General features: G+C 60.9%; 9 protein-coding genes. 4 read left to right on the top strand and 5 right to left on the bottom strand.

What is annotated here, in order from left to right; all coding sequences use genetic code 11:
• Nucleotides 1-33 precede the first annotated feature (33 nt).
• The 5 genes from HMPREF9451_RS02880 to HMPREF9451_RS02900 all read right to left on the bottom strand — a co-directional run bounded on the left by HMPREF9451_RS02880 (nucleotide 34) and on the right by HMPREF9451_RS02900 (nucleotide 7,835).
• Nucleotides 34-3,276, bottom strand: coding sequence for an AAA family ATPase (locus HMPREF9451_RS02880; RefSeq protein ID WP_009138801.1), 3,243 nt, complete (start codon nucleotides 3,274-3,276; stop codon nucleotides 34-36).
• A complete protein-coding gene (locus tag HMPREF9451_RS02885) occupies nucleotides 3,273-4,430 on the bottom strand; it encodes an exonuclease SbcCD subunit D (protein WP_009138802.1) in 1,158 nt (385 codons plus the stop codon). Before HMPREF9451_RS02885 ends, HMPREF9451_RS02880 begins: the two co-directional genes overlap by 4 nt.
• Before the next feature lie 116 nt (nucleotides 4,431-4,546).
• Nucleotides 4,547-5,539: an acyl-CoA dehydratase activase gene (locus HMPREF9451_RS02890; RefSeq protein WP_009138803.1), complete on the bottom strand. Its 993-nt coding sequence runs from the start codon at nucleotides 5,537-5,539 to the stop codon at nucleotides 4,547-4,549.
• The gene (locus HMPREF9451_RS02895; protein ID WP_009138804.1) at nucleotides 5,536-6,822 is read right to left on the bottom strand and encodes a hypothetical protein; all 1,287 of its coding nucleotides are present in this window, start codon (nucleotides 6,820-6,822) and stop codon (nucleotides 5,536-5,538) included. Before HMPREF9451_RS02895 ends, HMPREF9451_RS02890 begins: the two co-directional genes overlap by 4 nt.
• A complete protein-coding gene (locus HMPREF9451_RS02900) occupies nucleotides 6,819-7,835 on the bottom strand; it encodes an acyl-CoA dehydratase activase-related protein (RefSeq protein WP_009138805.1) in 1,017 nt (338 codons plus the stop codon). Before HMPREF9451_RS02900 ends, HMPREF9451_RS02895 begins: the two co-directional genes overlap by 4 nt.
• A 249-nt stretch (nucleotides 7,836-8,084) precedes the next feature.
• Between HMPREF9451_RS02900 and HMPREF9451_RS09620 the strand changes: the two genes are divergently transcribed.
• From HMPREF9451_RS09620 to HMPREF9451_RS02920, 4 genes are all read left to right on the top strand, one after another.
• The gene (locus HMPREF9451_RS09620; protein ID WP_009138806.1) at nucleotides 8,085-9,023 is read left to right on the top strand and encodes a LysO family transporter; all 939 of its coding nucleotides are present in this window, start codon (nucleotides 8,085-8,087) and stop codon (nucleotides 9,021-9,023) included.
• Nucleotides 9,024-9,065: 42 nt separating this feature from the next.
• On the top strand, nucleotides 9,066-11,003 hold the full coding sequence (gene uvrC, locus HMPREF9451_RS02910) for an excinuclease ABC subunit UvrC (RefSeq protein WP_009138807.1): 1,938 nt from the start codon (nucleotides 9,066-9,068) through the stop codon (nucleotides 11,001-11,003).
• A gap of 167 nt (nucleotides 11,004-11,170) precedes the next feature.
• Nucleotides 11,171-12,127, top strand: coding sequence for an RNase adapter RapZ (gene rapZ, locus HMPREF9451_RS02915; RefSeq protein WP_009138808.1), 957 nt, complete (start codon nucleotides 11,171-11,173; stop codon nucleotides 12,125-12,127).
• Nucleotides 12,128-12,129: 2 nt separating this feature from the next.
• Complete coding sequence (locus tag HMPREF9451_RS02920) at nucleotides 12,130-13,269, top strand: gluconeogenesis factor YvcK family protein (protein ID WP_009138809.1); 1,140 nt, start codon at nucleotides 12,130-12,132, stop codon at nucleotides 13,267-13,269.
• Nucleotide 13,270: the final 1 nt, after the last annotated feature.

Below are 13,270 nucleotides of genomic sequence, written 5' to 3' on the forward strand. Positions count from 1 at the left end.
TTTCGTGCCTTCGAGGCGTGTGCGCGTAAAACGTTACGCTTCGATGGAGACCGACGAGCCATTGCGGCCGCGCTTGACGACGATCTTGCGGTCGATGCTCTCCTTGAGCTCGTCCACGTGGCTGATGATGCCGATGAGCTTGTCTCCTCCGGAAAGCTCGGTCAGGGTCTTGACGGCAAGCTGCAGCGATTCCTGATCGAGCGAACCGAACCCTTCGTCTATGAACATCGTGTCAAGCTGCACGCCCCCGGCATGCGCCTGCACGACGTCTGAGAGCCCCAAGGCGAGTGCGAGGGCCGCCTTGAACGATTCTCCACCGGAAAGAGAGGATGCATCGCGCATTTTGCCGGTGTAGGCGTCCATGACGTCGAGGTCGAGCCCGCTCTGTCCGCTTTTCGTGATGGCGGCGCGTCTTCTGACAAGCTTGTAGCGTTCGTTCGTCATGGCGCGCAGGCGACGGTTTGCTGCCGCTATCATGCGGTCGAAATACATACTCTGCACGTATGTCTCGAATGCGATTTTGTCTTTTCCTGCGAGCCTGCCGTTGGCGGTGTCGGCCAGCGTTGCCACTTCCCCGTAACGCTCGTCGACAGCGCCGGCCTTTTTTGCCAGGAGGCGTACCTGCTCGAGCGTTTTTTCGTTTGCAGAGAGAGCTGCGCCTATTTCCGCGAGGCTTTGCTCTTCGCGCTCGAGTGCGTCGTGCGCATTGCGCCGTTCTTCTTCAACCTGATCTTTCTCGTAGGAAGGGGCCTCGCGTATCGAGCGGGCGAGCGTGTCCGCCTCGCCCCGTGACGCTGCGAGTTCCTTTTCCGATTCGCCTAGGGATGTTCGGATTCTTGCGAGGGTCGCGTCGAAGAGGTCAATCTGCTTCTGCGCATCCTGTATTGCGCGCAATGCTTGTTCCTTGCTTTCGTATTTCAGGCGGGCGCGGGCCGAGGAGGCGGAGGAGTCGGCCGACTCGGCCTGCGCGAGAAGCGCGGCTTCACGCCTTCTGGCTTCGGCGCCTTCCGACTGCGCTTGCGCGAGCAGCTCTGATGCGCGCCGTTCGTCATCTCGGGCTTTCTGCAACGTTTGCGCGTCGACCCGTGCGCGAGCGAGGGCCTTCCGTGCCGTTTCGAGGGCTTGCTGTGCTTCGGCGTGCTTTTTTTCGAGCTCCTGCGCACTTTCATAGGGGATGGCCTCGCGCCGTGTGCGGGCCGTTGCGCTGTGGCGCTCTGCCTCGGCAAGGGCGCTTGCGGCCTGGCTCGCATGAAGTCTTGCCTGTTCATCTGCTGCTTTGTGGCGCTGTTGTGCTGCGTGCAGCAGCTCGATCGCTTTTTTCAGTTTCGCGGAATCTTCGGTTGCCGCGGCAAGCTTTGCCCGAGCGTCGGCAAGGTCTTCTTGTTCCTGGCTGATGCGCGCTGCCCGTTGCTCGCGAGGGCCTTCTGCCTCTATGACGGCCTTGAGCGCCTCTTCCTTTTCTTGTGCGGCGGCATGCGCCGCCGATGATTGCCGCGATGCCTCTTCTGTTTTCTTTGTCGCGTTCGTCCATGCGCGCTGAAGCGCTTCCACCTGCTCTTTGGAAGGGGTGGAAAGGGGCGCTGTGGCGGGGCGTGGATGCTCGATGGAGCCGCAGACAGGGCAGGGGTTTCCTGGCATAAGGCCGGATGCGAGCAGCCCCGCCTGCCCGTCGAGGTAGAGGGATTGCGCTTGGGACCATGCGTGGTGCGCCTCGTCGGAGGCCTCCTTGGCCTTTGCGTAGTTTTCGAGCGCTTGGCGAGCGTTTCGACGCGCATCCTCGCAGGCTTTCTCGGCGCGTTCTTCGGCGTGCGCTGCGGCCTGAAGGCGTTCGAGGGATTCCTCTATTTCGCGCGTGCGCGCCTCGTATCGAACGATGCGCTCGGGTGCGTCCGAGAGGGCAACCCGAGCGGCTTCCGCCTTATCGATGGCCTCGGCCGCCTTTGCCCGCTGCGCCTCGGAGGCCTGCGCGTCGCGCTGCTGTTTCTCCGATTCCGCCCTGGCTTGCACAGCTTGTTTTTCGGTTTTCTCCATGGACTGCCAGGCCGCAACGTGGGCGACCGTGCTCTTGAGCTCTTCTTCTGCGTCCTTGCATGCGAGGCGCGCGTCCGCATAGGCCTTCTCTGCATGTGCCAGATCGGCTATGGTTTGCGCTGCGCGGCTCTGTTCGTCTTTGAGACCTGCCTCGCGCTCCAGCGCGACTTTCGCCTTCGAGGCGGCCGCCTGCGCTTCGGCGTGCAGGTTTTCGGCGTGGCGGATGTCTTTTTCGAGCTTCTCGTACAGCGGCAGCTCGCTTTGCCCGACGGCCACGTGGTTTGCCAGGTCGTCTCGGATGCTTTGACCCAAGGTATGCTCGTCGAGCTTTCGGCGTGCGTGGGCGGCGGCGGACTCGAGATCGTTCACTCGCTGGTCTACTGCGGCTTTTTTCGTTTTGAGGGCGTCCAGGTGAGCGAGGCCGTCTGCGGCGGAAAGCGCAGCGTCCCTGCGGCTTTTGGCGGCGTCAACGCGCGTTTTCTGCGCGGAATGGCGCTCTCGATCGCGAATGACGGCTTCCTCCAGGGTGTCTTTCAGCCAATTCGCCTGAAGGGTGTCCTGCTCAAGCTGCTCTGCGAGCGATTCGGCCGCTTCCGCTTCGAGGCGGGCGTTTCCCGCATGAACGCGCACTTCCTGCACGATCGATCTGTGCTGTGCTTCCAGGGCATTTTTTTCTTCAGCGAGACGCCGCTGGAACGCCTGGAACTTTCCCGTGTCGAACAGGGTGCGAAATATTCTGCTTCGTTCGTCGGTGCTCGCGGAAAGCAGCTTGCGGAAATCTCCCTGTGCGATCATGACGATTTGGGCGAACTGCGTTCGGTCTATGCCGAGTATTTCCTTTACGGCGGCGTCAACGTCGCGCACGCGCGTTATGGGCGCTTTCCCCGGTCGCTCAAGGACCGCCTCGGGGGCTTGCGTCGTAGTGCCTTCGCCGCGTTTTTTGGCGCGTTCGTATCCGGGGCAGCGCCATATGCGATAGAGGGAACCGCGATAAGCGAATTCGAGCTCGACGCTTGTTTCCGCTGCGGGGTCGGCGAAGTCGCTTCGAAGCGTCTTCGTGCTGCGGTCGTCGCCGCTTGTGCAGCCGAACAGGGCGAACGATATGGCGTCGAAGATGGTGGTCTTGCCTGCGCCCGTATCGCCCGTGATGAGGTAGAGCCCGTGGTCTTTGAACCTGGTGAAGTCTATCTCGGCCGTTTTGGCGTAGGGACCGAATGCGTTCATGGTGAGCTTGACGGGTCTCATCGATCCTCCTCGTTGTTCTCGAGCGCGTTGGCGGCGAGCTTGTTTTGGGCTTGCGTCAGGGGTTTTCCGTTCTGGGCTTCGTAGAACCGAGCGAACAGCTCGATGGGGGAAAGCTGCTCGAGGTCGGTTTCCTCCTCGGTATCATGGACCGCATTGTTTTCAGAGCGTGCGTTGTCGTAGGAGATGCTCATGACGTTTTTGTAGACGCTGCGAAGCGTGGAAAGCGCATCGACGGGGGGAAATGCGTCGGTGAGCACAACGTGCAGGTAATCTTCACGATCGCTCTGCGAAAGATCGGCGGTCGTCTCATCGGACACGAGCTCTGCCAAAGGGCCACGGACTTGGCGCATATCGTGAAGGGGCTCGAGGGGGATGAGTTCTATATCTACCGACCCCTTTGCCCCAAGCGTGATGAGCGGCGCCGATTTCGGGTAGTCGATTTCGGAGGCGGAGTATTTCAGGATGCTTCCGCTGTAACGTGCGGTGTCGTGTCCGATGCGTTGGGGCCGATGGACATGCCCGATGGCAACGTAGTCGAACGCATTAAAGACGCTCACGTCCACGTTGTCTACGCCCCCGAGCGAAAGCTCGGAATCGGTTCGGTCGGGCTGGGTTCCTCCGTACGTGATGAACTGGTGGGTCAGCGCCACGTTGCGCATGCTGGAATCGAGGGGACAGGAGTCGGCAACGAGGCGCAAGGCATCGGTGTAGGTGACGATTTCTTCATCGGGGAAGAAGGGACGCACGAGGGCGGGCTTCAAGAAGGGAAAAAGCCAGAACATGACGGGGCCGTGCTCGTCTTCGAGGGCGACGTGCGCGATTTCGCCGTTGTATGCCGGCGAAAGATGGATGCCGTTTTTCGCGAGCAGGTCCGATGCGTAGGCCACGCGCTCGGCCGAATCGTGATTGCCCGGGATGGCGATGCATGCGGCGCCCGTCTTTGCGACGGCGGATAGGAACCAGTCGACGCATGCCACCGCGTCTGCGCTCGGGGCGGACCGGTCGTAAATATCGCCCGCGATGAGCAGGGCGTCTATTTTGCGTGTGCGGATGATGTCGAGGATGCGCTCGAGCATGAAGCGCTGGTCGTCGAGCATGGGAAATTCGTTGACTTGCTTTCCGATGTGCAGGTCCGAGATGTGCAGAAGACGCATGGCGCTCCTTTGTGCTCTGGTGTCTAAGCCACTTACGCGGATAAACACGTACATGTGTTCGGTATTGATACATCATAGCATCATATGGAGCACGCATGCGCTTCGATTTGCTCTCGTTATCTCCTTTTCGCTTTCAGTGCGCCTTTATCGCATCGGTTGCCCCATGAGTCAATGAGGTCGTCGTCGCGGTAGACGCAGACGATCTCGCAATGGTTGGGGCATTTTTGACAGATGATTTCGCGGGTTTTGAATTCGAAATCGTCTATGTCGAATTCGAACGGGCGCAGGTCCTGCTCGGGCGTGCCCGCGGCGAGCAGCGCCGCACCGAACGCGCCCATGAGGTGGCCGTCGGTATCGACGGTCACCTCGCACCCGAGCGCCTCTTCGAAGAAGTGCACGACGCCGACGTTTTTGCTCACGCCGCCCTGGAAGACGACGGGCGCATTGATCTTCTTGCCCTTGCCGACGTTGTTGAGGTAGTTGGTTGCTACGGCCTTGCACAGTCCGGCGATGACGTCTTCGCGCGCGTAGCCCATCTGAATCTTGTGGACCAGATCGCTTTCGGCGAATACGGTGCATCGGGCGGCTATGTTGGCGGGGTTGTCGGAGCGCAGGGCTATTTCGCCGAACTCCTCGACCTCCACGCCGAGCCTGTGGGCCTGGCTCGAGAGGAACGACCCCGTTCCTGCGGCGCATAGCGTATTCATGGCATAGTCCACGGCGACGCCGTCTTCCACGCAGATGATTTTCGAATCCTGGCCGCCGATCTCGAGGATGGTGCGCACGTCGGGGTGCAGATACGTCGTTCCGACCGCGTGTGCGGTGATTTCGTTTTTCACCACCTGTGCGCCGAGCATCGCCCCCACCAGGCGCCGGGCGCTTCCCGTGGTTCCCACGGCGGCGATTTCGATTTGTTCTCGGTCTATCTGGCGTGCGAGGTCTGCGACTACGCGGCGTGCGGCCTGGGAGGGGTCGCCTTCGGTCCAAAGATACGTCCGCGCAATGATCGAACGGTTTTCGTCTATGATGACGCCTTTGGTGGAGATGGACCCCGTGTCAACGCCGAGGAATGCGCGGCGGGGCGATGCGGATGCGGTTTGGTTGCTCATCGGGCTGCCTTTCTCATGGCAATCATGTCGTAGAACGCTTCAAGACGCGTGTCGAGCCCCGTGTCGCTCGTCTGCGAATCGTAGCTGAGGAACAAAACGGGAACGCGGTAGTCTCGGCTGATGCGCTGAAGCACCGGCATGCAGTCGATTTCGGGCGTGCATCCCGACGATTTGAGGTGCACGATGCCGTCGAATCCTTCTTCGGCATAGCGCTTCGCGGCGGCGATAGTCAGCGTGGAGGTGGGGCCGGTATCGTATTTGACATACTCCGCCACTTCTCGGCGCAGTTCAGGCTCGTTATAGCGGATATTGCGGTTCGTGATGTTCATGACGCGCGCGAGGCTTACCTTCATATCGAGCAGTTTCCGTTCGACGTCGAGGTTGCTTTGCGGGTCGACGGCGGTGAAATACTCGCCCACGATGCCGATGCGGATCGGGTTTTCGGGCAAGGGCTCCGTTGCGGCCTCGAGGTCCTCGATGCCCGCCTGGAAGGCCGCCTCGACCTCGTGGCGCGTGGTCGCTTGCCCCATGCGCTCGAAGAAGGCGGCGCGCGCCTTGTCGACGTCTGCTCTTTCGCCGAATCCCGCGCGTTCGAGATAGCGGTCGTTGTAGGCATCGAGACATTCGATCATCTTGAATGCGACGAGCATGCCCTTGATGCCGTCGGCGACGGACAAATCGGGGTTGACGATTTTCTTGCACGTGCGCACATACTCCTTGAGGGGCCGGCCCGCTATGGCGGCGAAGTTGAGCATCTCGAACTCGTATCCCATGTCGCGCAGGATGGATTCCTGAAGCTCTCCGTAATATCCCAGGCGGCAGGGCCCCGTGAACTGGACCAGCACGTCAGCGCCGGCATCGAGGGCCTCCATGTAATTGCCGAGGATGTGCTTGAAAGGTGCGCAGACGAAGTCGTTGCTTTGCGCGGCGCCCCGCTCGAGGGTTTGCCTATTTGCTTCGGGCAGGCAGACGAACTCGGCGTTGAGGACGTGCTCTACGAAGAATCGGAAGGCTATGTCGTAGTAGCTGTAGCGGAAAAACGCGACGCGTGTCTTAGCGTGGCGCTCTCGCTTGCGGCGCTCGCGCTTCGCCACGAGTCGGGCGGGGCGGCCGTCCTGCTTGCGCACGGACGCGCTTGCCCGCGGGCCTTCGTCGTAGCGACGGCCGAGCGTGTCGAGGGCATCGAGCGTGTCTCCGAGGAGATTCGCGGCGCGAAGGGGCAAGGGGTCGTTCGCGCGTACGGGCGTGCTCGCATCCGTCGCGCAATCTTTCGGGGCGGTCATCGCAGGTAGCCTCCTTCTCGCTGATAGGTGAGGATATCGATGAAGCTTTCTATACGGGTCTCGAGGCCCGCCGTGCCGCTTTGCGCGTCGACGGTCAGCGAGAGCATGGGCTTGCCCTTGATGCAGCGGGCCACGGCGTCGTTGGTCATGGAGTCGGGGCCGCAGGGAAACGCGCTGATTAAGACGACGCCGTCGATGTCTTCATGCAGGCAGAGAAGCGCCCCGATCAGCTCTCGGTTCACGATCCAGGGAAGGGTTGCGGAGAATTCGAAGCTCTTTTCGAGGGCTTTCTCTCGATCGAAATCTTGGGCGAATAAAACGGTTGCGCCGAGCTCTTCGAGCGCGTCGACGACGCCTTTTCCCATGAGGGGGTCTTTCGCCACATAGGGATGGGCGACTACTAGGATGGCGAGCGGGGCTTTTTCGCCCCTGGATGTATCGGCCTTTTTCTTTCGGCGGCGCAGCTCGTCGAGTTTCGCGTCGAGAGCGCGTTCTGCGTTCTTGCGTTCGTTTTTCGAGGCTTTGCGCGCTTCTTTCCAGGCCTGCTTCGCGTCGTGCTTCGTACATCCGAATTTCATGCCCATCTCAATGAAGGCGTCTTGCATCGACGTGGAGGACTCCTGCTCCTCTACGAGGCAGGACACGATGCGCGGCGGCGTGTCGTAGAAGGTGTTGCGCACCAGGTCGGGCAGCGCCTGGAACTTAGTGCAGAAGCTTTTGAAACGGCCAAGGTTCGCAAGGCTCGGCACGAAGATTGCGTCGCATGCGCCCATGAGGGAGTCCGCATGGCCCATGTAGAGCTTCGAGGCGAGGCAGCATTCGTCCATGGAGAGGGCGTCTCCCCGTTCGAGCATCGCGCGCTCGGACGGTTCGCTTGTCACGACGCGTACGCCGATGGCTTCGAAAAACGAAGTCCACAGCGTTTCGTAGCGGTAGAACATGAGCGCGCGGGGAATGCCCACGGTCCGTATGTCGGCATAGGGCGATGGTGGCATTGGCTTCTTCGGCGTCATGGCGCTCCTTCTGCTGCTTGCTGCGGACCTGCGTCTTGCGCGGATTCGCGCGGCGGGGAAACCGGGTTGCTTGCGTCGGTTTTGCGTGCGAACGCGCCGCCTCACGACGGTGATTCAAAGTATTATCTCCCTTTCGGCGCGAGGAGAAGGGGGTCTTGATACATCGTTGCGCAATCGTCATCTTTTGATTCACATGCGCTTCGAGGGCGCCTCGTCGTACAATAGCGCTTTCGTGTTGAAAGGAGTTCCGTGGAAATCATCCTCGTTATGTGCGTCGGCGTGCTGGTGGGCGCTTTCGCGTTTCCCTCGTCGTTGAAGGGCGTGAATGAAAAACTTACGCTCGTTTCGACGGGTCTGCTGATTTTTTCCATGGGGGCTATGCTTGGGGGGCGTGATTCGTTTCTCGACGAACTTGCCTCGCTCGGTTTGAGCAGCCTCGCCTTCGCCGTGCTTCCCATCGCGTTCTCGGTGGCTGTCGTCTACGCTCTTTCGCGCGCGTTCATGTCCGATATCACCAGGCGCCATAAAGAAGACGCCGTTCATGCCGCCGCCCGCAACGAGGTCGATGCCACAGGCGGGGAGGTGGCCATGATCGTCATGGCTGTCGGTTCTCTTGTCGCAGGCGTCGCTTACGGCCTCTCTCACGTCGGCTTTGGCGCGATTGATGCGCTCGTTGCCCATTCCGACTGGATTCTCACGGCCTTGATGTTCTTCGTGGGCATCAGCGTGGGAGGCAGCAAAGGCCTCGTGGGCAAGGTGAAGGAATACCACGTGCGCGTGCTTATCATTCCTGCCGGCATCATCGTGGGCTCTATCGCAGGCGGCCTGGTCGCGGCGTTTCTTTGTGGGCTTTCCCTTCCGACGGGCGCGGCTATAGCGTCGGGCCTTGGGTGGTACAGCCTCTCCGGCGTCATGCTCACGGGCATCGCAGGCGCTCAGATCGGAAGCATCACGTTTCTTTCCAACCTGCTGCGCGAGCTCATATCGTTTTTCACCATTCCTTGGATTGCGAAGCATCTGAACTATCCTACCTGCATCGCGCCGGCGGGGGCCACGAGCGAAGACACCACGCTTCCCATGATGATTCGTTGCACCAACGGCGAAACCGTGGTTCTTTCGGTGGTCAACGGCGTGATCTGCTCGGCTTTCGTTCCCGTGCTTATAGAGTTCTTCCACGCATTCATGTAGCCGCCTCAGGCGGAGGGTTTTGCGTGCCTTATACTTGCAGGCATGAAAAACGAGACTCGCATACAGGAAATAAAGAAAGAACTCGCCAGCGTTCCAACGCTGCCGGGCGTGTATCTTTGGAAAGATAAAGACGGCCAGGTCATCTATGTGGGCAAGGCCAAGCAGCTGCGCGCCCGCATGAAGCAGTACGTCATGGGGCAGGATGAACGCGCCAAGATTCCGCTCATGCTCGAGCAGATCGATTCGTTCGAGTACATCGTGGTCGAAAACGAGCACGAATCGCTCGTGCTCGAGAAAAATCTCATCAGCCAGTACGCGCCGTTTTTCAACGCCGACTTCAAAGACGACAAAAGCTATCCGTTCATTGCCATCACCAAAGGGGACGTGTTTCCGGCAATTAAATACACGCGTGAGAAGCACGTGGCGGGGACGCGCTATTTCGGGCCGTACACCGATAGTCGCGCGGCGCGCAATCTGGTGGATATCGCCCGCAAGGTCGTTCCCGTCTGCGCGTCTAAATGCGCGGAGTGGCGCAGGCTCAAGCGCAGGCTCGACGCCGGATCGCTTGAGGCGTTTCTTTCCGAAGCGGGGAGTCGCCCGTGCTTCGACGCCCATGTGGGGCTAGGACCCGGCGCCTGCTGCGGGTGGATCACGCCGGATGAATATCGCCAGAACGTCGCGCGCATCGAGCGTTTTCTCGCGGGCAATCACAGGGAGTTCGTCGAAGAGCTTTCTGATGAGATGGCTGCTGCCGCCGCCGATCTCGATTTCGAGCGCGCCGGTCGCATCAAGGCGCGCATCGACACCATCAACTCCCTCACTGATCGCCAGCACGCCGTTTCCGCGCGTAATCTCAACGCCGACGTCATCGGCATTGAGCGCGAGGAGACCATCGCGGGCGTGCACGTGTTCATGATCAGGGAGGGAAGAATCGTCAACGGCAACGAATTCGTGCTCGACCGCGGTCGCGACGTTCCCGACGTCGACCTGCTGCATAACTTCCTGCTTCGCTATTACGATGCCACCACGTCGATCCCGCATGAGGTGATCGTCGATTGCGAGCTCGAGGACGAAGCCGCCATGGAGCAGTGGCTCACCGAAAAGCTCGCAAGTCCCCACGGGGCGAAGGTGCGCTTCACCGTGCCGCAGCGCGGCGAGAAGGCGGAGCTTTTGGCCATGGCCCGAAAGAACGCCGGCCACACGCTGAGCCGCTACAAGGTCCGCACGAACTACGAGGACAAACGCATCAACGACGCCCTTATGCAGCTCGAAAGCGCCTTGGCGCTTGACGCGCCGCCTATGCGCATAGAATGCTTCGACATCTCTACGATTCACGGCAGCTACACCGTTGCCTCCATGGTGGTCTTCACGGGAGGGCGGCCCGACAAAAACCAGTATCGGCGCTTCAAAATCAAGACGCCGCTTGATGAGGCGAACGACTTTCTGAGCATGCGCGAGGTGCTCGGTCGCCGCTATGCCCCCGAACGCATGGCGGACGAGCGCTTCGGCAAAAAGCCCGACCTGCTTATTGTCGACGGCGGCAAGCCCCAGCTCACGGCTGCCCTCGCGCAGCTCGAAGAGCTCGGCATCACCGATATTCCCGTCGCCGGCCTCGCGAAGCGCGACGAAGAGCTGTTTGTTCCCTGGCAGGATACAGGTCCGGTCGTCTTGCCGAGCGGGTCGAGCTCTTTATACCTCGTGAAGCACGTTCGAGACGAAAGCCATCGCTTCGCGATTACGTTCCATCGCGAACTGCGAGGCAAGGGTATGACGAAATCCATCCTTGACGACGTGGTCGGTCTCGGTCCTGTGCGCAAGAAAGCCCTGCTCGACGCCATGGGCGGGTTCAGGCGCCTTAGAGAGGCGAGCTTGGAAGACATCTTGGAGACGAAGGCCGTGCCGGCCGAGGTCGCCGAAGAGGTGCATCGCGTTCTCAAGCAGTATAATGAGCGTCAATCCCCATCCGAAGCGATGCGCTGACGCGCCTTCACGCCGCGCGTCAAGGCGGCTGCGCAGCTGGCAGCCCGGCAAGGCGGCGTTTTGCCGATATATTCGGACGGGGCTTCGCCTGAAGGCGAGGCAAGTTCAAACGGGTTTTCCATGGCGGGCCGCATTGCCTGGTTCCGCAGAAGAGAGAGGCGAAATCCATGGGTGCCGATATGAATGCGTCGTTCCAGCAAGACGATGCGAACGATCTTGTTTTTGTCACGGGAATGAGCGGCGCAGGCCGCACCGAAGCCATGCATTCCTTCGAGGATTTGGGCTATTTCTGCATAGACAATCTTCCCGCCAGCCTCATTCCCAACCTGCTCGACACGGCGCGCGGCGCCGATGGACATATGACGCGCAAGCTCGCCGTCGTCTGCGATGCCCGCAACAAGGCGTTTTTCGCCGACCTTCAGGGCGAGCTGAAAAAGATAGCCGACAAGGGCATTCCCTTCCGCATGGTGTTTCTTGATGCGGGAGACGACAAACTGGTCGCGCGCTATAAGGCAAGCCGCCGCAAGCATCCTTTGTGCGAAGAGGGCATGACCATCGCGCAGGGCATTGCCGCCGAACGCGCCCTTCTGTTCGATTTGCGCAATGCCGCGCACGATGTCATTGACACCACGGATATGCTTCCCATGCAGTTGCGCACGAGAATTCGGGAGCTGTTTTCCGAAAACGAAGAGCGGGAGGGCCTTGCCGTCACCGTTTACTCCTTCGGATTCAAGCACGGCGCCCCCCTCGACGCCGATATCGTCATCGACGTGCGCTTTCTTCCGAATCCCTACTACGATCCGGCGCTTCGTTCTCTGACCGGCCTTGACGTTCCCGTGCGGGATTTCGTGATGTATCGGGACGAGACCGTCGAGTTTTTGAAGCGCTGGCGCGAGCTTCTCGACGTGGTTATGCCCGGCTATGTGAAAGAGGGCAAGCAGCAGCTCGCTATCGCCGTCGGATGCACCGGAGGCCAGCACAGAAGCGTCGCGCTGGCGGAAAGCACGGGGGATTACCTGAAGACGCGCGGGTATCGTGTCAGCGTGACCCATCGCGACCTTCCCCTTGCTGAATCCGTGCGCTGCGCGCTCGACGAGACGCCCGATTCCAAGAAAGACGAATAGCCATGGCGGAATTCACTCCCAGCGATCTTCCGTTCGCTTACGACCCTGCGGCGACGGCCGCCTTTGCGCGCCTTCGTTCCGAAGTGGGGGAGGAGGCCCTGCACGACACGGCCGCTCCCGTCAAGGCGGTCGTCATCGGCGGCGGCACCGGAGCCCCCGTTTCCATACGCACGTTGCTTTCCCTCGAGGCAGAGGTGTCTGCCGTGGTGGCCATGGCGGACGACGGCGGTTCCACCGGCATTCTGCGCGAAGAGGCCGGTGCGCTTCCTCCTGGCGACATCCGCAAATGCCTCGCTGCCATGGCCGCGGATGATTCCGACCCGCTCACGCGAGCGTTCAAATACCGCTTTTCCTTCGCGCGCAACCATACGTTGGGAAACCTTATGCTTTCCGCCCTGGAGGATGCTACGGGTTCGTTTCCCGAGGCCATCGCCATCTGTGGACGGCTTTTGGGAGCGCGAGGCCGCGTGTACCCATCGACGCTCGAGAAGGTTGTTCTGTGCGCCGAGGCCTGCGACGGCGTCTTTTTGGGCGGCCAGGCGCGTGCGTGCAAGTCGAAGACGGCTCTGCACAGGGCCTGGCTCGAATCCGACCAGCCTATTCGGGCGTATGGGCCGGCGCTTGACGCCATTCGTCAGGCGGACCTTATCGTCTTGGGGCCGGGCTCGCTGTTTACCTCGATTATTCCCAACTTGCTGGTTCCGGGCGTAATCGACGCTATCCGCGAATCGCACGGTGTCACGATGTTCGTCTGCTCCCTTGCGGATATGCAGGGCGAGACCTGGGGCCTGTCGGCCAAGGAGCACTACGAGGCCCTTGTACGTCACGGCATGGACGGCCTGGTAGACTACATGCTTGTTCACAGTCCCGAGCCGTTGCGTCCCGCGCGACGTCTCGACCGCATGGCGGCGGCGCTTCGCCGGGCGCCCGAGACGCTTCCCATGCGCAGCGAACAGGAGGCTTCCGCTATTCGCTCCGTTCGCATATCCTACGAAGACGCCTGCGCCATCCAGCAGTCCGGTCCTGTCGTGCTGGTTCGAAACCTCGTCGATCAGCTTCGTCCCACCTGGCACGACCCGAATGCGCTGCGCGATGCGATGCGCACCGTTGTCCGCTTGTCCCGAATGCGCTTGAGAAGGTAGC

The sequence above is a fragment of the Slackia piriformis YIT 12062 genome (assembly GCF_000296445.1).
Lineage (GTDB): Bacteria > Actinomycetota > Coriobacteriia > Coriobacteriales > Eggerthellaceae > Slackia > Slackia piriformis.

Excerpts from the sequence above, each read along its gene's own strand:
- rapZ (WP_009138808.1), top strand. The coding sequence starts at position 11,171 with ATGGGTGCCGATATGAATGCGTCGTTCCAGCAAGACGATGCGAACGAT.
- HMPREF9451_RS02895 (WP_009138804.1), bottom strand. The coding sequence starts at position 6,822 with ATGACCGCCCCGAAAGATTGCGCGACGGATGCGAGCACGCCCGTACGC.
- HMPREF9451_RS02885 (WP_009138802.1), bottom strand. The coding sequence starts at position 4,430 with ATGCGTCTTCTGCACATCTCGGACCTGCACATCGGAAAGCAAGTCAAC.
- HMPREF9451_RS02880 (WP_009138801.1), bottom strand. The coding sequence starts at position 3,276 with ATGAGACCCGTCAAGCTCACCATGAACGCATTCGGTCCCTACGCCAAA.
- HMPREF9451_RS02890 (WP_009138803.1), bottom strand. The coding sequence starts at position 5,539 with ATGAGCAACCAAACCGCATCCGCATCGCCCCGCCGCGCATTCCTCGGC.
- uvrC (WP_009138807.1), top strand. The coding sequence starts at position 9,066 with ATGAAAAACGAGACTCGCATACAGGAAATAAAGAAAGAACTCGCCAGC.
- HMPREF9451_RS02900 (WP_009138805.1), bottom strand. The coding sequence starts at position 7,835 with ATGACGCCGAAGAAGCCAATGCCACCATCGCCCTATGCCGACATACGG.
- HMPREF9451_RS02920 (WP_009138809.1), top strand. The coding sequence starts at position 12,130 with ATGGCGGAATTCACTCCCAGCGATCTTCCGTTCGCTTACGACCCTGCG.